This is a genomic window from Frateuria sp., from assembly GCF_035695185.1.
Lineage (GTDB): Bacteria > Pseudomonadota > Gammaproteobacteria > Xanthomonadales > Rhodanobacteraceae > Frateuria_A.
In genome coordinates, this window is sequence record NZ_DASSES010000189.1 from 1 (window position 1) to 20,843 (window position 20,843).

Consider the following 20,843-nt stretch of genomic DNA (forward strand, 5'->3'; position numbering starts at 1 on the left):
AAGCCCGGTGCCGGCCGCGGCGGCGAAGCCCGCAATGCCGGCCCCTACGCCGGCTTCGGCGGTGGTGCTGGCGGTGGCGGCAATCGCGGCGGCCGCCAGGGTGGCACCGGTCAGGGCGGGCGACCGCAGGGCCGCGGCAACCGCCCGACCGGCGGTGGCGGTCGGCCGCAGGGCGGCCGGGGTGGTGGCAACCGCCACGGCAACCGTTGAGGCACCGGCATGAGCGTGCGGATCTACCACAACAGCCGCTGCTCCAAGTCGCGCGGCACACTCGAACTGTTGCAGTCCCGCGGCATCGAGCCGGAGGTGGTCAACTACCTGGATACGCCGCCCAGCGTCGACGAACTCGGGAACCTGCTCGACCTGCTCGGCATGACGCCCCGCCAATTGCTGCGCACCGGCGAGGCGGAATACAGGGAACTGGGCCTGGATGACCCTGCGGTGAGCGACCAGGCCATCCTGCAGGCGATGGCCTCGCACCCGAAACTCATCGAGCGCCCCATCGTGGTGGTCGACGCCAGGGCCGCGATCGGCCGCCCGCCGGAAGCGGTGCTCGCCATCCTGCCGTAACCGAAGGTGCCTTCGGCCGGCCATCCCGCCGCTGGACAGCCCATGCCAACGCAGACGATTGTCCCCGGACAGAAGCCGCCCCGCGGGGCGGCTTCTTCGCAGGGAGCAGCCGGGCGTAGCGCGTCAGTTCCTCAGCGCATCGACGGTCGCGTCATCCAGCTGGCCGGTCACCGTCAGGCCGCGGATCTGCTGGAACCGGCTGATCGCCCGGGTGGTACCCGGCCCCGGCAGGCCGTCGACCCTGCTCGTGTAGAGCCCCAGGCCCGCCAGCCGCCGCTGCGCGTCGGCAAGGGAGAAGGCTTCCGCCTGCGGCGGCGAAGCACCATCGACGCCCAGGCTGCCACCGGTGCCCAGGCCGCCCGCCACCTTCTGCGGCGCGTAGTGGCGGACCGCACGTACCATCTCGTTGTACGAATCCAGGAACGCACTGGCGATGAGCCGGCCCTGCGGGGTCTTGCTGTAGCCCCCCACCCCCGCACCGGCTGAATTGCCCAGTCCCAGCGCGCCGAAGCCGAAGTCGTTCTTGCTGGCGCTGCCCTGCGCCACGGCGACCTGCACGCCCGAACGCACGTCCGTGAGCATCAGGGTGGTGGACGCCTCGCGATGCTTGATGGAGCCGGCGATGGCCCCGATCAGCGCCCCGTACGGCAGCACACCGGCAAGCGCGGCACCACCGCCTCCCGTGTTCTCGGCAAACTGGATGGTCGGCGTGACCACGTAGTCCGCCGCGACCATCTGGCCCTTGCCCATGTTGCTGCGGCCACGCAGTTCGCCCGAGTCGGCCAGCCCGCGCTCCTGCATCATGGAACTCAGCGCCCGGCCACGATCGACCACGACGAAACAGTTGCTCTGCTGGATCATCAGGCGGATCAGCGGCGTCGTCGCCGGCAGGTGGTACTGGGTGGTCAGGATCGCAAACCAGTTCTGGCTGGTGTCCTCCTCGACCGCAAGCGTACCGAGCGGTCTGGCGCAGCGCTCCAGCGTCTTGTCGGCATGGGCGGCGGTCGAACCTGCGGCCGATCCGCCGACCGGATCCTTCTTGGTGGCAGCCATGCTGGCGCACCCACTCAGCAACATGGCCGAGCCAACGCCGAGGGCGAGGACGCCACGCTTCAACGATTCAGTTCTCATTGCGATTCCATTCCGTTTGCGGGTGGTTGCAGCGTGGGCCGTCGGATGAGTGCGCCCTCACTGCAGGGGGAAAACGCCGCGATTCCCGGCTTCCGCGCACGCCGCCACGCCACCGGCAAGGGCGGATCGGGCGAGCGTGCAATCGGTGAAGCCCGGCAACCAGGCTCCTGTTCCTGGCGCTTCCGCTTCCAGGGAAGACGCCGCGCCCTGGCTTCGCCTGCGTTACCGACGGCCAATCCCGGGGAGCGGCGTCAAGGCTACGTGCAAAATGCGATGGGTCAATCCGCGGCCGCGCCGCTGGCGGAGCACCGGCACACGCTTCAGTGGCGCCCAGGGCACCTGTCGGGGACTCGAGAAAGGCCTTGTTTTGCCGAGGCAAATCCGCAAGCCGCCGGGATCGACCTCCCCGGCCCGGGAGATCGGCCCTGCCTGACGCGAGACAAGGGCCCGCTCGACAATCAGGCTTTGCCTATGCATCCGGGAAAGCGATACCTACGAGCCGGAGCACGATCCGCAGGTGCCGGCACGCACCCATGCGACGGCACCAGGCCGACGATACCCGCGGCCAGCGGAACGGCTTCCGGTCACCCGGCCAACGTGAACTCGTCCGCATCCATCCAGGCCGGGAAGCGCTCCCGGTGCGCCAGCAAAGGCGCCGGATCCAGGCGCACCATGGCGACCTGCTCCTGCGAGCCCAGTTCGATCAGCGCCTCGCCGACTGCATCGATCACCGCGCTGTCGCCCGCATACGGCAGCTCGTTGCCGTCCACGCCCACGCGGTTGACACCCACGACGCAGGCGAGGTTCTCGATGGCCCGCGCACGCAGCAGCGTGCGCCACGGCTGCCGGCGAGGTGCCGGCCAGTTGGCGACGAACAATGCCAGGTCGTATTCCATGCCGCCGACCGCGCTCGCGAGCCGGCGGTTGCGCAGCCATACCGGGAAGCGGAGGTCGTAGCAGACCTGCGGCAGGATACGCCAGCCTTTCAGTTCGACTACCAGGCGCTCGCGCCCGCTGCCATAGCGGGTGTGCTCACCCGCCATCCGGAACAGGTGGCGCTTGTCGTACTGCGCATGGCTGCCGTCCGGACGCATCCAGAACAGGCGGTTGTAGACGGTGCCGCCCTCGGCGATGGCCAGGCTCCCGCAGATCACCGCGTCCACCTCGCGCGAAAGCGCGCGAAGCCAGGCAACGCCTTCGCCGTCCATCGTGCCGGCGCTGGCCCGGGTGTCGTTGCTGAAGCCGGACAGGAACGTCTCCGGCAGGACGATGAGGTCGCTGCCGCGCGCCTGGCGCACCAGCGTGCCGTAGTAGTCACGGTTGGCCGGTGCGTCGAGCCAGCGCGTGTTCCCCTGCACCAGGCCGACCGTCAACGGCTGCAGGCTTACAGGCGACATAGGCGCTCCGCGGCGGCAGTCATGGTGGCGTCACTCTTGGCAAAGCACAGGCGCAGCAGGCGCGTGCCCGGCGGCTGCTCGTAGAACGGCGTCAACGGGATGCCGGCCACGCCGCCCTGCTCTACCAGCCAGCGCGCGAAGGCGAGATCGTCCTCGTCACTGATGGCCGAATAGTCGACCAGCTGGAAATAGCCGCCCGGCACGTCGAGCAGCTTGAAGCGCGAGGGGGCAAGCAAGGCGCGGAAGCGGTCGCGCTTGGCCTGGTAGAAGTCCGGCAGCTCCAGGTAGTGCGCCGGGTCCTTGGCCATGATCTCCGCAAAGGCCGCCTGGGCCGGATGGAACGTGCAGAACGTCAGGTACTGGTGCACCTTGCGGAATTCGGCCGACAGCGCCGCCGGCGCCACCGCGTAGCCGACCTTCCAGCCGGTGCAGTGATAGGTCTTGCCGAAGCTGGACACCACGATGCTGCGCTCGGCCAGCTCGGGGTGGCGCAGCACGCTCTCATGCCGCGCGCCGTCGTAGACGATGTGCTCGTAGACCTCGTCGGACAGCACCACGATGTCGGTGTCGCGGGTGAGCTCGGCGAGCGTGTCCAGGTCGTCGGCCGAGAGCACCGCGCCCGACGGGTTGTGGGGGCTGTTGACGAGGATCATGCGCGTCTTCGGATTGATCGCGTCGCGCACGCGCTGCCAATCGATCCCGAAGCTGGGAACGGTGAGCGGGATGTGCACCGCACGCGCGCCCTGCAGCTCGATCGCCGGCTCGTAGGAGTCATAGGCGGGATCGAACACGATCACTTCCTCCCCGGCACGCACCGTCGCGGCTATCGCCGAAAACAGCGCCTCGGTGGCGCCGGAGGTGACCGTGATCTCGGTCGCCGGATTCACGCGCCGGCCGTAGAGCCGCTGCGTCTTGATCGCGATCTGCTCGCGCAATGCGGCGGTGCCGATACCCGGCGCGTACTGGTTCTTGCCTTCGGCCATCGCGCGGGTGAGGGCGTCACGCAGTGCCTGCGGCGGCTCGAAATCGGGGAATCCCTGGCCCAGGTTGACCGCCTGGTGGTCGAGCGCGAGCTGGCTCATCACGCTGAAGACGGTCGTGCCGACCTTGGGCAACTTGGTGTCGATGTTCATGCGTGCGGATGTCTGGAAGGCCAAACGGCAAGCCTAGCACGGCTCAGGTGCGCGGCCGGTCGAGCGGGTCCAGCGGGCGCTGGCGGCACTGTTCGTGCTTCAGCCGGGTGGCCTCCGGCAGGCGCTCGGCGAGGAAGTCGACCAGCGCCCGCACGCCCGGCAGCATGCCCCGGCGGCTGGGGTAGACGAAGTGCATGGTTCCCTCCGGCGCACTCCAGTTCGGAAGCACCACCTCGAGCTCGCCGCGGGTGATCGCCGGGGCGCACACGAACTCGGGCAGCAGGGCCACGCCCATGCCACGACGGGCGGCCTCCAGCAGCAGCGCAAACTCTCCGGTGACCAGGCGTGCGCTCATCTCCACGGAGACGCGCTCGCCCCTCGCGTCGATCAATTCCCATATCTGGGCGCCCTCATGCTCGAGCATGGTCAGCGCCGGCAACGTGGACAGCTCGGCCGGCGCCATGGGGCGGCCCACGCGGTCGAGCAACGCGGGGCTGGCCACCGCCAGCACGCGTGACAGGCCGAAGGTGCGCATCACCAGGTTGGCGTCGCTGTCGAGCTTGCTGCGGACGCGGATGGCGATGTCGTAGCCCTCGCCCACCACGTCCACGCGCCGGTTGCTGGACAGCACACGCACCTGCACCTTCGGGTATTGCGCCATGAAGTCCGGCAGCACGTGCGCCACCACCGTCTGCGCCAGTGACACGGGGCAGCTCAGCCGCACCACGCCACGTGGTTCGGCGCGCAGTTCGTCGACCGCCTCCTGCGCCGCGCGCGCCTCCTCCAGCACCGCACGGCAGTGGGCGTAGAAGCGTTCGCCCACCTCGGTGACCACGAAGCGGCGGGTGGTCCGCTGCAGCAGGCGCACGCCCAGCCGCTCTTCCAGCTGCGCGACGCGCTTGCTCAGCCGCGACTTGGGGATGCCCAGCGCGCGCCCAGCCGCCGAAAAGCCGTTGTGCTCGACCACCATCGCGAAAAAGTAGAGGTCGTTGAGGTCCTGCAGCGTACCGTCGAGGGTCATACCAGTTGTTTCCAATGAGAAACGATAAGTTCGATATTAGCCGTCTTATCAAGCGATTGTTGCGAAACTATCTTGACTCCTGTCGCCGGCAATGCCGGCCCTGGACCGGAGTCACGCCATGAAACTTCTGCACATCGATTCGAGCGCCCTGGGCAACCACTCGGTCTCGCGCGGGCTGACCGCCGACATCGTGGCCCGGATCAAGCGAGCCCGCCCCGATGCCTCCATCCGCTACCGCGACCTGGCGGCACAGCCGCTGCCCCACTGGGCGCCGGTGGCGGACGCCGGCGACCCGGCCGCGCTGTTGGGCAACGAGGTGATGGACGAGTTCCTCGCCGCCGACGTCATCGTGCTGGGCGCGCCGATGTACAACTTCGGCATCCCCAGCCAGCTGAAGGCATGGATCGACCGCGTCGCGGTGGCCGGGAAGACCTTCCGTTACACCGCCAACGGTCCGGAGGGGCTGGCCGGCGGCAAGCGGGTCATCGTGGCCTCCAGCCGCGGCGGCTTCTACGGCGAAGGCTCCGGCGGAGCGGCGATGGATTTCCAGGAAAGCTATCTGCGTGCGCTGCTCGGGTTCCTCGGCATCACCGACGTCGAGTTCGTGCGCGCTGAAGGCGTGGCCGTCAGTGCCGAGCACAAGAGTCAGGCCCTGGCGGCGGCGCAGGAAGCGATCGGGACGCTGTTGCCCAAGGCTGCGTAGGTCGCCGCACCCGAGGTAACCCCACAACCGCTCGTCTCGAGCGTAGGCCGAAGGCCGAAGTCGGAACCCCTTGCGCGCGAGGGCCCTTCGGCTTCGGCGCCCTGCGCCTGCGCCCGGGGCGAGCGGCTCCCGGTGTGCCCCCTGTAGTGGAAAAAGCCGGTGCAGCCCGACACACTGCGGCTTTCCCGACAGGAATTCGTGCGCATGAACCGGCCCCTGCGTCTGTCCCTGCTCGCCCTGCTGGCCGCCGCGCCGCTCGTGCAGGCTGCTGATCTGTACGTGCACAACGTCAGGGGCTACACCCTCGACAGCCACGGCAAGCTGCAGCGGTTCGAGGCCCTGCTCGTGGATGGCGGCAAGGTGGTCGCCACCGGCACCGATGCCGCGCTGGCCAGGCGCGCGGGCGACGCGAAGGTGGTCGATGGGCACGGCAAGACCCTGCTGCCGGGCCTGATCGATGCCCACGGGCACGTGCTCGAACTGGGTTACGCACTGACCCGGGCCGACCTCACCGGAACGCAGTCGCTCGACGAGGCGCTTGCCCGCATCAAGGCCTATGCCAAAGCACACCCGGATGCCCGCTGGATCACCGGGGGCGGCTGGAACCAGGTGATCTGGAAGCTTGGCCGCTTTCCCACCGCCAGGGAGCTGGACGCGGTGGTGCCTGACCGCCCGGCATGGCTGAGCCGCGTCGACGGCCACGCCGCCTGGGCCAACAGCGCCGCCATGAAGCTGGCGGGCATCACCCGCGACACCAGGGATCCACCGGGAGGTCGCATCGAACGCGACGCCCGCGGCAACCCCACCGGCGTGTTCGTCGATGGCGCCACCGCGCTGGTCGCCAACGTGCTGCCCGAGCCGACCGACAGGGAGCGCGCCCTGGCGCTGGACACCGCGCTGGCGGCAATGGCGCGGGTCGGCCTGACCGGCGTGGACGATGCCGGCATCGACCTCCCCAACTACCGCCTCTACAAGCGTTACGCCGACGAACACAAGCTCACCGCGCGCATCTACGCGATGATCCGCGACACCGGCGCCGCCTTCGACACGATCACCGCCGACGCTCCGCTGGACGGCTACGGCAATGGCTACCTCACCGTGCATGCGGTGAAATTGTTCGCCGACGGCGCGCTGGGCAGCCGCGGCGCGGCCATGCTCAAGCCGTACTCCGACGACCCGCGAAACCACGGCCTGCTGTTCATGAGCCCGGGCACGATGGATTCCAAGATCGAGAAGGCCTTCGCCAAGGGCTACCAGGTCAACATCCACGCCATCGGCGATGCGGCCAACCGCGAGGTGCTGGACAGCTTCGCCGCCGCCTACAAGGTCCACCCCGAGGCCAGGTCTTTCCGCAATCGGGTCGAGCACGCGCAGATCCTTTCGCCGAAGGACATCCCCCGTTTCGTGCCGTTGCACCTGATCGCCTCGATGCAGCCCACCCACGCGACTTCCGACATGAACATGGCCGAGGACCGCCTCGGCCACGAGCGCATCGAGGGCGCCTACGCCTGGCGGCGTTTCCTCGATCAGGGCACGGTAGTCGCCTTCGGCTCGGACTTCCCGGTCGAGTCGCCCAACCCGTTCTTCGGCCTGCATGCGGCCGTGACGCGGCAGAACCACCAGAACCAGCCGCCCGGCGGCTGGTACCCGGAGCAGAAACTCAGCCTGGTCGAAGCACTGCGCGCCTTCACCCTCAGTGCGGCTTATGCCGGTCACGCGGAAAAGACCCAGGGCTCGCTGGAGCCCGGCAAGTATGCCGACTTCATCCTCGTCGACCGGGATGTCTTCGCGATCGATCCGCAGGACCTGTGGAAGACCCAAGTGCTCGGCACCTGGGTCGGCGGCAAACAGGTCTACGCCGCGGGCGACTGACTCGCCGGGCGCCCACCACCGCGTTCGAAGGGACGGGAACCGGGGCTCGCGACGGGCCCCTCTCGTCGGCCTCCCAACCCGGTGTGCACTGGCGCAGGGCGAACCCGGGTCGCGCACGTCACAGACGCCCGCTTCCCCGGAAAGCCGCCAGGCGAGCCCCTAACACACTGACAAACAAACGTTTTCACGCATAGGCCATCAGTCATGGCCGGTTGCCTGTTGACGCTTCCGAGGATGGTGTTATAGTTCACTACAACACCGGTCCACGAGGTCACTAAAGGAGACCCGCCATGAAAGCGCAGAACCTGATCGCACTGGCCGCCGCCACGCTGATTACCGCGACGAGCCTCGCCACCCTGAACAGCCCCGTGCGCTTCGCGCCGGTTTCCGAGATCAACGGCGTCCGCGTGGTCAACCTGGCCCCGGTCGTGGTCAGGCCGAGCGCAAGCGACCTGCGCGCTGCCGCCCTGCTGGAAGGCTCGGACCTCACCAGCGCCACCCTGGCGCCGGCGCTGGGCACGCACGCCGAAGCGGGTGCCACCCTGCTCGGGGCGCAGCTGGCCATGCCCTACTATTCGTTTGGCACCCCGCTCGCCCGTGCCAGCAAGGAATAACGTATGACCATCACCTGGAACGACAGCGTCCCGATCTACCGCCAGCTCCGCGAACGCGTGGTGGCGATGATCCTGGATGGCGCCTTGAACGAAGGCGACCCGCTGCCGTCGGTGCGCCAGGTGGCGGCGGATTTCCAGATCAATCCGCTGACCGTGTCCAAGGCGTATCAGGAGCTGGTCGACGATCAACTGGTCGAGAAAAGGAGAGGACTGGGCATGTTCGTCACTGATGGGGCCCGCGAGGCCTTGCTGAAATCCGAGCGCGAGCGCTTCCTGCGCGAGGAATGGCCGGCCCTGTTTGCGCGCCTCCAGCGCCTGGGGCTCGATCTCAAAACGCTGATGCGCGAAGCGCCGGCCACCACGGAACCCAAGCCATGAGCGCCATCGTTACCGCGCGAAACCTGAGCAAGCGCTACAAGAACGCGACAGCGCTGGACGCCGTGAACTTCGAGATCCAGTCCGGCCGCATCGTGGGGCTGATCGGCCCCAACGGGGCGGGCAAGACCACCGCGCTGAAGGCCATCCTCGGCCTCACGCCCTTCGATGGCGAGCTGTCGGTGCTGGGCTACGACCCGCGTACCCAGCGCGGCAAGCTGATGGAACAGGTCTGCTTCATCGCCGACGTGGCGGTGCTGCCGCGATGGATCCGCGTGCGCGAGGCGGTCGACTTCGTCGCCCACGTGCACCCGCGCTTCGACCGCGCCAAGTGCGAAGCCTTCCTCAAGCGCACCAAGCTCACCCCGGACCAGCGCGTGCGGCAGATGTCCAAGGGCATGATCGTGCAGCTGCACCTGGCCCTGGTGATGGCCATCGACGCCCGCCTGCTGGTGCTGGACGAGCCCACGCTGGGCCTGGACATCCTCTATCGCAAGCAGTTCTACCAGAGCCTGCTGGAGGACTACTTCGACGAGAACAAGACCATCATCGTCACCACCCACCAGGTGGAAGAGATCGAGCACATCCTCACCGACCTCATGTTCATCCGCGACGGCAAGATCGTGCTGGATACCGACATGGAGGCCGTCGGCGACCGCTTCGCCGAAGTGATGGTCAATGCCGACAAGGCCGCCGCCGCCCGCGCGCTCCACCCGCTGGACGAGCGCCAGGTGTTCGGCAAGAGCATTTTCCTGTTCGACGGCGCCGACCGCGCGACGCTCGAGAGCCTGGGCGAAACCCGCCGGCCCTCCGTCAGCGATCTGTTCGTCGCCACCATGAAGGGGACCTACGCATGAAATCGCTGGCCGGAAAAGACATGTACTGGCTCGTCAAGCGCGAGTTCTGGGAACACCGCGGCGGCTTCCTGTGGGCACCGCTGGTCACCGGCGGCATCTTCCTGCTGCTGAACCTGATGGGCATCATCACCGCCGAGGTGATCGGCGCCCGCCACGGCATCACCATCGGCGCCAGCGGCAACCTGCAGCGGGTCATCTCGCAGATGGATGCCGGCGACATGAGCCAGGTCGGGCTGGCGCTGGACGTCGCCATGTATTCCTCGATGGCGCTGATCTTCGTCGTGCTCGGCTTCGTGGTGTTCTTCTACTGCCTCGGGGCGATCTACGACGAGCGGCGCGATCGCAGCATCCTGTTCTGGAAGTCGTTGCCGCTGTCCGACTCGGAGACCGTGCTGTCCAAGGTCGTCAGCGCCACCCTCGTGGCCCCGGTGATCGCGACGCTGGCCGGCATTGCCGCGGGCATCCTGCAGTTGCTCATGGTCGCGGTCACGCTGTCCTTCCACGGCATCAACGTGTGGCAGTTGCTCATGCTGGCCCATCCGGCGCGCGTGACGCTCAACATGCTCGGCCACATCCCGCTCTACCTGCTGTGGGCGCTGCCCTCGGTCGGCTGGCTGCTGGCGTGCTCGGCCTGGGCCCGCACCAAGCCGTTCCTGTGGGCCATCGCCCTGCCCGTCGCCACCGGCCTGCTGGTCACCTGGTTCGGCATCATGGGCCTTTTCAACCTGTCCGCCGGCTGGTTCTGGCAGAACGTCGTGGCCCGTGCCCTGTTCAGCGCATTCCCGGGTGCCAGCCTGGTCGCCGACGACGACTTCATCCACACCGGGAACAACAACCTCGACTTCATGAACCTCGGCAACGCGTATCGCCTGCTCGGCTCGGTCAATCTCTGGGTCGGCGTGGTGGTCGGCGCGGCACTCATCGCGGCGGCGATCTGGTTCCGTCGCTGGCGCGACGAAGGTTGACCCGCTCCGGAGATCCCAGGATGCCCACACGCAACCCGATCGTCTTCCTTGCATTCGCCGCCGGCCTGCTGCTGGCCGGCTGCAGCAACGGCTCCTTCAGCTCGACCACGATCGCCGACGGCGGCATCGTGGTGCGGGGCGACAAGGTCACCCTGTTTGGTAAAGGTGGCAGCGAGGGCGTCCTCGATGGCACCGGGCGCCTGGTGGTCGACGGCCGTGACGTGACGGTCGATGCCACGCAGCGGCAACTGCTGCAGCGGTACTACCAGAGCGCCCAGGCGGTCCGCGAGCACGGCATGGCCACGGGCAAGGCGGGCGTGGCGGTCGCCGTGCAGTCGCTGAAGAAGGCCGCCGCGCACGTGGCCGGCGGCGACGACGGGAAGGCCGACACCGGGCTCGACGCGGCCACGAAACGCGTGCACCAGGAGGCGTCGCGGATCTGCCAGGACATCAGTGAGATCCGGATCGCCCAGGATCGCCTCGCCACTTCGCTGCCGGCGTTCAAGCCGTTTGCCGGCATCGTCGACCACGACGGCTCCGACTGTCCGAAGGGTTCCTGAAAACGACGGCATTTGCCGCGCACGCCACAGGGAGGGGAAAAGATGAACAGGATCGCCAGGGCCGCCGGCCTGCTGTACCTGGTGGTGATCGTGACGGGCTTCTTCGGCCTGGCCTACGTGCCTTCACAGTTGATCGTGCACGGCGACGCGGCGGCCACGGTCCTCCGCCTCGCCCAGTCGCAGACGCTGTTCCGGCTCGGCATCATCGCGGACCTTGCGTGCAACACGGCGTTCCTGCTGCTGCCCCTGGCGCTGTACCGGTTGCTTGCACCCACCGGCCGGACGGCCGCCCTGCTCATGGTGGCGTTGGCTGCCGCCGGCGTACCGGTGGCCTTCGCCAACACCCTGCATCGCGTGAACGTGCTTTCGCTGCTCGGTCATGCCGACTACCTCGCGGCCTTCACGGCCGACCAGTTGCACGCCCAGGTCATGCTTCAGCTGGAGGCGTACCGCCAGGGGCTGCTGGTGCTGGGAGTTTTCTGGGGCGCCTGGCTGCTGCCGTTGGGCTATCTCGTATTCAAGAGCGGGTTTCTGCCCCGGCCGCTGGGCGTGCTGCTGGTGCTGGGCGGCCTGGGCTACCTGGCCGATGTCCCCGCCAGCCTGCTGCTGCCCTCGTACGGCGCGTCCGCGGTGGCGGACTACGCCACCTTGCCGGCATCCCTGGGCGAGATCGGCACCTGCCTGTGGCTGCTGGTGATGGGTGCCCGCTTACCCGCTGCGCCCGGGCGGCAACGACCTGAGATTGCGTGAGGAGGAAGCATGGCCGCGACACCGCTGGAAGACGCCGGGATCCCGGTCAGGCTGAAGCTGTCGGCGCTGTGGACGAGCGTCATGTTCTGCTACCTGTACGGCGACTATTTCGGCCTGTACCAACCGGGCAAGCTGCAGGGCATGCTGGATGGACGCATGGACCCGCTGGGGCCGACCACCCAGGCGGTCCTGGTCGGGACTTCGCTGCTGATGGCGGTCCCGGGACTCATGGTGTTCCTGTCGCTGGTGCTGGCTCCCGCGTGGTGCCGCTGGGCCAACATCCTCCTGGGTCTGTCCTACACCCTGATCATGGCGGTTTCCATGCCGGGCGCCTGGTGGTTCTACCTCGCCCTGGGCGTGATCGAGATGCTGCTGACACTGGCCATCGTCGGGTACGCATGGCGCTGGCCCCGTCGGGGAGTGCCCTGATCAGGGCGCCCCGCATCGATGTCCGAAAACGGCGAGTCCAGCGACCGGTGCGGTGCTAGCCTGCCGCGCATGTCCCCGCCACAAGCCACCCTCCCCGATCACCGCGTCTGCGAGCAGGCACGCCTGAGCCGTGACGCCCGCTTCGACGGGCTGTTCTTCACCGCTGTCACCAGCACGCGCATCTACTGCCGGCCGGTGTGCCCGGCACCGCCACCCAAACCCTCGAACGTGCGCTACTTCGCCAACGCGGCCGCGGCCGAGGCCGCCGGTTTCCGCCCGTGCCTGCGCTGCCGGCCCGAACTCGCCCCCGGCAACGCGGCCTGGCATCGCGGTGAGCACGTCGTGGCGCGTGCGTTGAAGCTGATCGACGCCGGCGCGCTGGCCGAGGACTCGCTCGACGGCCTGGCGATGCGTGTCGGTGTCGGCGCCCGACAACTGCGGCGCCTGTTCGTCGAGCACCTGGGCGCGCCGCCGCTCAGCGTGCATACCACGCGACGCCTGCTGTTCGCCAAGCAGTTGCTGACCGAGACGGCCCTGCCGGTGACCGAGGTCGCGCTGGCCGCCGGCTTCGGCAGCCTGCGCCGCTTCAACGCCGCTTTCGCGCAGGCCAATCGGATCGCGCCGCGCGAGCTGCGCCGCCAGCCGCGCGGCCCGGCGACCGGCGATGCGCTGGTGCTGCGGCTGGGATACCGGCCGCCCTACGATTTCGAGGGCGTACTGGACTTCCTGCGCACGCGCGCCCTGCCCGGCATCGAACACGTCGGCCCGCGCGATTATGCGCGCGTGTTCGGCCCGGTCGACGCGCCCGGCTGGTTGCGCCTGTCGGCGTGGCCGGGCGACGAGCACGCCCTGAAACTGGAGCTGCACTGCCCGCAACCGGCCCGGATGCTGCCGGTGGTGACGCGTCTACGGCGGATGTTCGACCTTGATGCCGAGCCGGGCGCGATCGCCGCCACACTGGGTGCCGGGGGCATCCTCGCGCCGCTGCTTCGCCGGCGCCCGGGACTGCGCCTGCCCGGTGGGTGGGACGGCTTCGAGATCGCCGTGCGTGCCGTGCTCGGGCAGCAGGTCAGCGTGGCCGCGGCACGCACGCTGGCGGCCCGTATCGTCGAGCGCTGGGGCGAGCCGCTGACGGCGCCAGGGCCGCCTGGCCTGGGGCGGCTGTTTCCCACGCCGGAGCGGCTGGTCGATGCCGACCTGCGCCAGATCGGGGTAATCGGCGCGCGCGCCGACACGATCCGCGGCATCGCGCGGGCCCTGCTCGACGGGCGCGTGGACTTCCGCGCCGAGCAGCCGCTGGAGCAATTCGTGACGCGTTGGACGGCCCTGCCGGGCATCGGCGAGTGGACCGCCCACTACATGGCGATGCGCGGGTTGAGCCATCCGGACGCATTCCCCGCGGCCGACCTGATCCTGCGCCGTGCCGCCGCCGGTGGCGGTGGCGGTGGCGAGTTGAGCACCCGCGCCCTTTCGGCCCTCGCCGAATCGTGGCGCCCCTGGCGAGCCTACGCCGTGATGCATCTCTGGCGCAGCGTGGCCGACCAGGCCCAGCCAAAGGCAAAACGCGCATGAATCCACAGGCCGCGATCGACCAAGGGCAGGCGACGCGCCGCGCCGGCGGTATCGTCGACCCTCGCGGCGGACGACGGCGATGAGCCCCGTCTGGTATGACAACCTGCCCACGCCCATCGGCCGGTTGCGCCTGGTCGCCGACGAGCACGGCCTGCGAGAAATCTGGTTCGAGACCGGGCGCCACCGGCGCGAGCCGGCGGCCTCCTGGGTGCATGCGCCGCCGGCGCTGGCCTTCGCCCGCGTGCAGCTGGAGGAGTACTTCGCCGGCACGCGGCAGGTATTCGAGCTACCGCTGCATCCGCGCGGCACGCCATTCCAGTTGGCGGTCTGGCGGGAGCTGGCGCGGATCCCCTACGGCGCGACCGTCAGTTACGGCGAGCTGGCGCGACGCATCGGCCAGCCCACGGCGGTGCGTGCAGTGGGCGCGGCGAACGGGCGCAATCCGCTGCCGATCGTGCTTCCCTGCCATCGCGTGATCGGTGCGAACGGGAGCCTCACCGGCTTCGGCGGCGGCCTGCCGACGAAGCGGTTCCTGCTGGCAATGGAAGAAAACGTGGCGCGCGGCGACCTCTTCGGCCTGCCGACCTGACGGGCGTTCGCGCTACCCACCGGGCACGTGGCCGGACCCGACTCCGCGACGACCGCCACCGCGCCCCCGTCTTACTCGCCGCTGCGCGAGGATGAAGGCGCCTGGTCCGAGTGCACCACCGGCGGGGCGACCGCGCTCTGGTAGCGATCGAGCAGATCCTGCTGGCGTGCGCGGTAGAGCTCGCGCTGGGCCTGGTCGGCCTGGTCCAGCCGCGCGGCGTGGGTGGCATCGGCCGCGTACGGGCGCCGCGTGGCATCCACCCGGGATTGCCGCAGTTGCTCCTCCACCTGGTTCTTCTGCAACTGGTCACGCACCTGCTGCTCGCGCACGGTCTGCTGGAAGCGCGCGTTCGATGGTGGCTGCACGATGATCACGGGACGCGCAGGTGGCGGTGGCGATGGTTGCGATTGCCAGCCCCATGCCATCGCCGGCAGTGCCAGCGCGCCGGCGACGGGCCACAGGCGAAGGAAGGTCCGGGTTTCGAACGACATGGCGCGGTGCGATGATGGGGAGTTGATCCATCGTACGAGCACGCCTATGAAAAACCTGTTTCGCCTGTTGTGTTGCCTGGTGCTTGCATTCAGCGCCGGTTGCGCCACGACGCCGCCAGTCCCGGCCGACAAGCCGGCGCCCCTGCTGCTGGTTTCCATCGACGGTTACCGCGCCGACTACCTCGATCGCGGCCTGACCCCGACCGTCGCGATGCTCGCGCGCGATGGCGTGCACTCGGCGATGCAGCCGTCCTTCCCCTCGCTGACCTTCCCCAACCACTACACCATCGTCACCGGGCTGCGCCCCGACCACCATGGCATCGTCAACAACACCATGTACGACGCACAGCTGGGCAAGTTCTCGCTGGGCAACCGCAAGGCGGTGAGCGATGGGCGCTGGTGGGCCGAGGGCACGCCCTTGTGGGAAACCGCCGACCGCCATGGCCTGCACACGGCGACGATGTTCTGGCCCGGGTCCGAGGCGGACATCCATGGCCATCACCCCGATCACTGGAAGACCTACGACGGCACCGTGACGCCGGTCCAGCGCGTCGACCAGGTGCTGGCCTGGCTGGACCTGCCGCCGGCCCGGCGGCCGGACTTCCTCACCCTCTACTTCGATGGGGTCGACCACGCCGGGCACTACCACGGCCCCGACTCGCCGCAGGTGAACCAGGCTTTGCGCGAGACCGACGAGGCGCTGGCGCGGCTGGTCCAGGGCCTGAAGGCGCGCGGCCTGTTCGATCGCATCAACATCATTGTGCTGGCCGACCACGGCATGGCTTCCACCCCGCTGGACCATAGCGTGCTGATCGAGCGCCAGCTGGACCTGGACGACGTGCAGGTGGTGAGCCTGGGCGTGCTCGCCGGCTTCAATCCCAGGCCCGGGCACGACTTCGCGGCCATCGAGGCCCGGCTGGAGCGCCCGCACCCGCACATGCAGTGCTGGGACAAGTCCCGCGTGCCGGCACGCCTGGCCTACGGCCACAATCCGCGCGTGCCGCAACTGCTGTGCCTGGCCGACGTCGGCTGGCGCATCACCACGGCCGACTGGCTGGCCTCGCACAAGGATCACATCAGCGTCGGGGAGCACGGCTATGACAACGCCGCCCCCCAGATGCGGGCGCTGTTCGTGGCGCACGGGCCGGCGTTCCGCGACGGTGTGGCGGCGCCGCCGTTCCCCAACGTGGACGTGTATCCGTTGATGGTGCACCTGCTTGGCCTGCCGCCGCAGCCGAGCGACGGCGATTACCAGGCGGTCGAGGGCATGCTGGTACCGGCGGCGCGGTAGCAGCGCTTCGACTTCGCCCTGCGGGCAAGGCTCAGGACGAACGGTGGAATACCCGTTCGTTCCGGGCGCAAGCGCGCAGCGCCGAAGTCGAGGACCGCCGCGCTACGGCAGCGGCGGTTCCGTTCCCGGTGACGGCGGCCCCGGCAACGGCTGCAGGAAGTACAGCCGCCAGGCGATCAGCAATCCGGCCAGCACCATCGCGCCGATGAACGCGGCGACGCCGTTCCAGCCATGCGCGACATAGAACAGCCCGCCGCCCGCGCCCGCCAGGCTGGACCCCATGTAATAGGCGAACAGATAAAGCGACGAAGCCTGCGCCTTGGCGTTGCCGGCGCGCCGCCCGACCCAGCTGCTCACGATCGAGTGCCCGCCGAAGAACCCGAAGGTGACCGCCACCACCCCGGCGACCACCAGCGCGAGCGAGCGGAACACGGTCAGCCCCACGCCCGCGAGCATCAGCGCGAAGGTCGTCCACAGCACGCGCCGGCGCCCGAGCCGGCCGGCCAGGTGACCCACCCAGGCCGAGCTGAAGGTACCAATCAGGTACACGCTGAAGATCATGCCGACCACCGCCTGGCTGAGGCTGTACGGCGGCGCGAGCAACCGGTAGCCGATGTAGTTGTAGACGGTGACGAAGGCGCCCAGCAGCAGGAACCCCTCGGCGAACATCCACGGCAGGCCGGCATCGCGGAATACGCCAGCGAAGCGCGCCAGCAGTATCCGCGGGCGCAGCGGTTGGCGCTGGAAATGATGCGAGGGCGGCAGCAGCCGCCAGAACATCAGCCCAGAAGCCAGGCCGATGCCGGCCACCACGATCACGCCCACCCGCCAGTCGAAGAAGTCCGCCAGCACGCCGGTGACCAGCCGGCCGCCCATGCCGCCGATGGCGTTTCCGCTGATGTACAGGCCCATGCCAAGGCCGATGGAATCCGGATGCATCTCCTCGCTAAGCCAGGTCATCGCCACCGCGGGCAACCCGCTCAGGCTCAGCCCCAGCAAGGTGCGCAACACCAGCAGGCTGGTCCAGCCCGGCACCAGCGCGGTCAGCAGCACCAGCAGCGCCGAGGCCATCAGCGACACGGTCATCACCGACTTGCGCCCGTAGGCGTCGGACACCGCGCCGGCGACCAGCATGGCGAAGGCCAGCACGCCGGTGGTCAGCGACAGCGACAGCGCACTGGTCGCCGCGCTCACCCCGTAGTCCTTGCTGAACTCGGGCATCAGCGGCTGCACGCAATAGAGCAGTCCGAAGGTGGCGATGCCGGCGGCGAACAGTGCCATGTTCGCGCGGCGAAACAGCGGGGTGCCATGGCGGATCAGCAATCCGTCGTCGGTGCCGGCGGCCGGCACGGGGTGGTCGTTCATCGGCAGCCTTGGCGGGCCGTGGCGGGGGGAGCGCCATTGTCCTCCTCTGCAGGATCGGCGCAACGCCGGCGCGTGCGACCCTCCTGCCGCGCCAGCCTGTCGATCAGCCTGCCGGCACTTGCCTGAGCCGCCGCACCGTGTCGCGGTAACGCTGTGCGATGCGCCCCTCGTCGTGGTGCCGGAAGTCGCGCACCACCCAACGACCGCTGCTCATCACGTCGCGCACCAGCGGGGTGTTGCCGGCGAAGACGAAGCTGTCCAGCAACGCGGGCTCGTCGCGTGCCGCGAGCAAGGGCGAGCCGTCGTCGAGCACCAGCAGGTCCGCACGGTGTCCCGGCTGCAGCGCGCCGACCGGCAGGCCCGAGGCCTGCGCGCCGCCCTCGAGCGCGGCACGCCACAGCGTCTGGCCGACGCTCGCGCCTTCCCGGCGCGCGGCGATGTTGCGGTGGCGCGTGGCCAGGCGCTGGCCGTACTCGAGCCAGCGCAGTTCCTCCACCGGTGATACCGAAATGTGCGAGTCCGAGCCGATGCCCAGCGCGCCGCCTGCGTCCAGATAGTCGGCCAGGGGGAAGAGGCCATCGCCCAGGTTGGCCTCGGTGGTCGGGCAAAGCCCGGCGACCGCACCGCTGCGGGCCAGGCGCACGGTCTCCTGCCCGTCCAGGTGCGTGGCATGCACCAGACACCAGCGGGCGTCGACGTCGGCGTGATCGAGCAGCCATTCCACCGGGCGGGCGCCGCGGATCGCCAGGCAGTCCTGCACCTCGCCAATCTGCTCGGCGATGTGGATGTGGACAGGCGCGTCCCTGGCCAGGCCGCTTGCCAGCACGGCCTGCAGCGCCTCTTCCGGCACCGCGCGCAGCGAGTGCAGGGCGATGCCCACGCGCAGGTCGTCAGCCTGGTGCGCGCGCAGCGTCTCCAGCAGGCGCAGGTAGGCGTCGATCTCGTGGCCGAAGCGCCGCTGCCGTACGCCCAGCGGCCGGCCATCGAAGCCCCCCCGCATGTACAGCACCGGCAGCAGGGTCAATGCGATGCCGGCCTCCCGCGCCGCCTCGACCAGCGCCAGCGACATCGCCTCGGCCGGCGCATAGGGCCCTCCATCGGGACGGTGGTGCAGGTAGTGGAACTCGCAGACCTGCGTGTAGCCGGCCTTGAGCATCTCGACGTACAGCTGCGCGGCGATCGCCTTCAGCTCGTCCGGCCCGACGGTCGCGGCGAACCGGTACATGGTCTCGCGCCAGCTCCAGAAGCTGTCATCGACCTTCCCCCGCCGCTCGGCCAGGCCGGCCATGGCGCGCTGGAATGCGTGCGAATGCAGGTTGGGCATGCCCGGCAGCACCCAGGCGCCCAGGGTCTCGGCAGGGCCATCGTCCACCGCCTGCAGCATGCCGCCAGGGTCGATGCCGAAAATGCCGTCGCGTGTCCAGCCATCGCCCTGCCAGAGGTGGCCGGCATGGCAACGGCGGGTGCGGTGCGAAAGGGTCATGGACAGCTCCTGGGCCAGACGCCAAGTGTAGCGTCCGCCGCATCACCGGATCGGCCGGGCTGGACGCAACGGTTCCACCACAAACCGTTTCGGATACTGGCTTCATGCCCAAGAAGCCCCCAGAGCAAACGGCCAAGCTGCTGCTGCGCCAGGCCAGGCCCGAAGACGTGCCGGCCCTGGTCGATCTGACCGGACGCGTCTACTCGCCCGAATGGGGCCACTCGGCCGAGATGCTGCGTTCCCAGCAGACCCACTTCCCGGAGGGCCAGTTCGTCGTCGAGTACGGCGGCAAGGTGGTCGGCTACTGCGCCACCTTCCGCATCGACCAGGCCACCGCGCTCAAGCCCCATACCTGGACGCAGATCACGGGCGGCGGCATGGCCTCTCGCCACAAGGCCGACGGCGACTGGCTGTACGGCATGGAAGTGGTGGTCCACCCGGACTACCGCGGCATGCGCATCGGCCAGCGGCTCTACCACGCGCGCAAGCGGCTGTGCACGGAGCTGAAGCTGCGCGGCATCGTGTTCGGCGGGCGCATTCCGGGACTTGCCAGGAACATCGGCCGCTACGGCAGCGCCGAAGCCTACGTGCAGGCGGTGGTCGCCGGCGAGCGGCGCGACGCGACACTGAGCTTCCAGCTCGCCAATGGCTTCGAGGTGATCGGCCTGCTTCGCGCGTACGTGCCCTCGGACCACGAATCGCTGGGCTGGGCGGTGCACCTGGTATGGCGCAATCCCAGCCTGCTCGACCACCCGGACATCCCCTCGATTCCCTCGCCCAAGCACCTGCCCGACTCGGTCCGCGTGGCCTCGGTGCAGTACCTGCAGCGGCGGATCCGCTCGTTCGAGGAGTTCGCCACGCAGGTCGAATACTTCACCGACATCGCCGCCGACTACAACGCCGATTTCGTGACCTTCCCGGAGCTGATCACGCTGCAGCTGCTGTCGATCGAGAACGAGGAACTCTCGCCGGTCGAGGCGATCCGCAAGCTCAGCCAGTACACCCCGCAGGTGAAGGAGCTCTTCAGCCGGCTGGCGGTGCGCTACAACATCAACATCATCGCCGGCTCGCATCCCACCGAGCAGCCCAACGGCGACATCCACAACGTCTGCTACGTGTGCCTGCGCGACGGCTCGCTGCACGAGCGCGAGAAGCTGCATCCCACGCCCAGCGAGCGCAATGTGTGGAACATCACCGGCGGCGAAAGCGCGGCGACCATCCTGACCGACTGCGGCCCGATCGGCGTGATGATCTGCTACGACTCGGAGTTCCCCGAGGTCGCCCGGCACCTGGTCGACCAGGGTGCGCTGATCCTGTTCGTGCCGTTCTGCACCGACGTGCGCGAAGGCTACCTGCGCGTGCGCTACTGCTCGCAGGCACGGGCGATCGAGAACCAGTGCTACGTCGTCCTTTCGGGCAACGTGGGCAACCTGCCGGGCGTGAACAACTTCGACATCCAGTACGGGCAGAGCTGCATCCTGACGCCGAGTGACTTCCCGTTCGCGCGCGACGGCGTCGCGGCGGATTCGACGCCCAACATCGAGACGGTGCTGTTCGCCGACCTGCGCCTGGAGAGCCTGGCCCGCGCGCGCAACGCCGGTGCGGTGACCAACCTCAAGGACCGGCGCTTCGACCTCTACGAGATGCGCTGGCGGCCGCAGCCGCTGTAGTTCGA

At 69.0% G+C, this 20,843-nt stretch carries 22 protein-coding genes; 15 read left to right on the forward strand and 7 right to left on the reverse strand.

Annotated elements, in window-relative coordinates; genetic code table 11:
- Nucleotides 1–210: hypothetical protein (locus VFH59_RS15065; protein WP_325165729.1), on the forward strand; the 210-nt coding region annotated here is incomplete at its 5' end.
- 9 nt (nucleotides 211–219) lie between these two features.
- Nucleotides 220–570, forward strand: a complete 351-nt coding sequence (gene arsC, locus VFH59_RS15070; RefSeq protein ID WP_325165730.1) for an arsenate reductase (glutaredoxin) — start codon at nucleotides 220–222, stop codon at nucleotides 568–570.
- A 123-nt stretch (nucleotides 571–693) separates the two neighbouring features.
- Here the strand turns inward: arsC and VFH59_RS15075 are convergent, their stop codons facing one another.
- The 4 genes from VFH59_RS15075 to VFH59_RS15090 form a co-directional block, all read right to left on the reverse strand.
- Nucleotides 694–1,623 carry a peptidoglycan-binding protein gene (locus VFH59_RS15075; protein ID WP_325165731.1) on the reverse strand — a complete coding sequence of 310 codons (930 nt, stop codon included), beginning with the start codon at nucleotides 1,621–1,623 and terminating at the stop codon, nucleotides 694–696.
- Between the two features lie 662 nt (nucleotides 1,624–2,285).
- A complete protein-coding gene (locus VFH59_RS15080; protein ID WP_325165732.1) occupies nucleotides 2,286–3,098 on the reverse strand; it encodes an amidohydrolase in 813 nt (270 codons plus the stop codon).
- Entirely contained in the window at nucleotides 3,086–4,231 is a 1,146-nt protein-coding gene (locus VFH59_RS15085; RefSeq protein WP_325165733.1) for a pyridoxal phosphate-dependent aminotransferase, read from the reverse strand. The genes VFH59_RS15080 and VFH59_RS15085 overlap by 13 nt, the downstream gene beginning before the upstream one ends.
- Before the next feature lie 43 nt (nucleotides 4,232–4,274).
- Nucleotides 4,275–5,252, reverse strand: a complete 978-nt coding sequence (locus tag VFH59_RS15090) for a LysR substrate-binding domain-containing protein (RefSeq protein WP_325165734.1) — start codon at nucleotides 5,250–5,252, stop codon at nucleotides 4,275–4,277.
- 118 nt (nucleotides 5,253–5,370) lie between these two features.
- On the opposite strand from VFH59_RS15090, the gene VFH59_RS15095 reads away from it, so the two are divergent.
- The 11 genes from VFH59_RS15095 to VFH59_RS15145 all read left to right on the forward strand — a co-directional run bounded on the left by VFH59_RS15095 (nucleotide 5,371) and on the right by VFH59_RS15145 (nucleotide 14,538).
- Nucleotides 5,371–5,955: an FMN-dependent NADH-azoreductase gene (locus VFH59_RS15095; protein ID WP_325165735.1), complete on the forward strand. Its 585-nt coding sequence runs from the start codon at nucleotides 5,371–5,373 to the stop codon at nucleotides 5,953–5,955.
- Nucleotides 5,956–6,159: 204 nt separating this feature from the next.
- Nucleotides 6,160–7,827: an amidohydrolase gene (locus VFH59_RS15100; RefSeq protein ID WP_325165736.1), complete on the forward strand. Its 1,668-nt coding sequence runs from the start codon at nucleotides 6,160–6,162 to the stop codon at nucleotides 7,825–7,827.
- 290 nt (nucleotides 7,828–8,117) lie between these two features.
- Nucleotides 8,118–8,441, forward strand: a complete 324-nt coding sequence (locus VFH59_RS15105; RefSeq protein ID WP_325165737.1) for a hypothetical protein — start codon at nucleotides 8,118–8,120, stop codon at nucleotides 8,439–8,441.
- Between the two features lie 3 nt (nucleotides 8,442–8,444).
- Nucleotides 8,445–8,819, forward strand: coding sequence for a GntR family transcriptional regulator (locus tag VFH59_RS15110; RefSeq protein ID WP_325165738.1), 375 nt, complete (start codon nucleotides 8,445–8,447; stop codon nucleotides 8,817–8,819).
- Nucleotides 8,816–9,673: an ABC transporter ATP-binding protein gene (locus tag VFH59_RS15115; RefSeq protein WP_325165739.1), complete on the forward strand. Its 858-nt coding sequence runs from the start codon at nucleotides 8,816–8,818 to the stop codon at nucleotides 9,671–9,673. The genes VFH59_RS15110 and VFH59_RS15115 overlap by 4 nt, the downstream gene beginning before the upstream one ends.
- Nucleotides 9,670–10,638, forward strand: coding sequence for an ABC-2 transporter permease (locus VFH59_RS15120; RefSeq protein WP_325165740.1), 969 nt, complete (start codon nucleotides 9,670–9,672; stop codon nucleotides 10,636–10,638). The genes VFH59_RS15115 and VFH59_RS15120 overlap by 4 nt, the downstream gene beginning before the upstream one ends.
- Nucleotides 10,639–10,658: 20 nt before the next feature.
- Nucleotides 10,659–11,198 (forward strand): DUF2884 family protein, encoded by a 540-nt coding sequence (locus VFH59_RS15125; protein WP_325165741.1) that lies wholly within the window; start codon nucleotides 10,659–10,661, stop codon nucleotides 11,196–11,198.
- Between the two features lie 42 nt (nucleotides 11,199–11,240).
- A complete protein-coding gene (locus tag VFH59_RS15130) occupies nucleotides 11,241–11,948 on the forward strand; it encodes a DUF4386 domain-containing protein (RefSeq protein ID WP_325165742.1) in 708 nt (235 codons plus the stop codon).
- A 9-nt stretch (nucleotides 11,949–11,957) separates the two neighbouring features.
- Nucleotides 11,958–12,377, forward strand: coding sequence for a DUF6326 family protein (locus tag VFH59_RS15135; protein ID WP_325165743.1), 420 nt, complete (start codon nucleotides 11,958–11,960; stop codon nucleotides 12,375–12,377).
- A 69-nt stretch (nucleotides 12,378–12,446) separates the two neighbouring features.
- Entirely contained in the window at nucleotides 12,447–13,949 is a 1,503-nt protein-coding gene (locus VFH59_RS15140; protein ID WP_325165744.1) for a DNA-3-methyladenine glycosylase 2 family protein, read from the forward strand.
- Nucleotides 13,950–14,028: 79 nt separating this feature from the next.
- Nucleotides 14,029–14,538 carry a methylated-DNA--[protein]-cysteine S-methyltransferase gene (locus VFH59_RS15145; protein ID WP_325165745.1) on the forward strand — a complete coding sequence of 170 codons (510 nt, stop codon included), beginning with the start codon at nucleotides 14,029–14,031 and terminating at the stop codon, nucleotides 14,536–14,538.
- A gap of 71 nt (nucleotides 14,539–14,609) precedes the next feature.
- Here VFH59_RS15145 and VFH59_RS15150 read toward each other — a convergent pair whose 3' ends face one another.
- Entirely contained in the window at nucleotides 14,610–15,029 is a 420-nt protein-coding gene (locus VFH59_RS15150; protein ID WP_325165746.1) for a hypothetical protein, read from the reverse strand.
- 46 nt (nucleotides 15,030–15,075) lie between these two features.
- Here VFH59_RS15150 and VFH59_RS15155 point away from each other — a divergent pair, with 46 nt between their 5' ends.
- Nucleotides 15,076–16,320, forward strand: a complete 1,245-nt coding sequence (locus tag VFH59_RS15155) for an ectonucleotide pyrophosphatase/phosphodiesterase (RefSeq protein ID WP_325165747.1) — start codon at nucleotides 15,076–15,078, stop codon at nucleotides 16,318–16,320.
- 102 nt (nucleotides 16,321–16,422) lie between these two features.
- Here the strand turns inward: VFH59_RS15155 and VFH59_RS15160 are convergent, their stop codons facing one another.
- Nucleotides 16,423–17,685, reverse strand: coding sequence for an MFS transporter (locus VFH59_RS15160; protein WP_325165748.1), 1,263 nt, complete (start codon nucleotides 17,683–17,685; stop codon nucleotides 16,423–16,425).
- A gap of 103 nt (nucleotides 17,686–17,788) precedes the next feature.
- Nucleotides 17,789–19,168, reverse strand: a complete 1,380-nt coding sequence (locus tag VFH59_RS15165; protein ID WP_325165749.1) for a formimidoylglutamate deiminase — start codon at nucleotides 19,166–19,168, stop codon at nucleotides 17,789–17,791.
- A gap of 104 nt (nucleotides 19,169–19,272) precedes the next feature.
- Here VFH59_RS15165 and VFH59_RS15170 point away from each other — a divergent pair, with 104 nt between their 5' ends.
- Nucleotides 19,273–20,838 (forward strand): bifunctional GNAT family N-acetyltransferase/carbon-nitrogen hydrolase family protein, encoded by a 1,566-nt coding sequence (locus tag VFH59_RS15170; protein WP_325165750.1) that lies wholly within the window; start codon nucleotides 19,273–19,275, stop codon nucleotides 20,836–20,838.
- The last annotated feature ends 5 nt before the right edge of the window (nucleotides 20,839–20,843 follow it).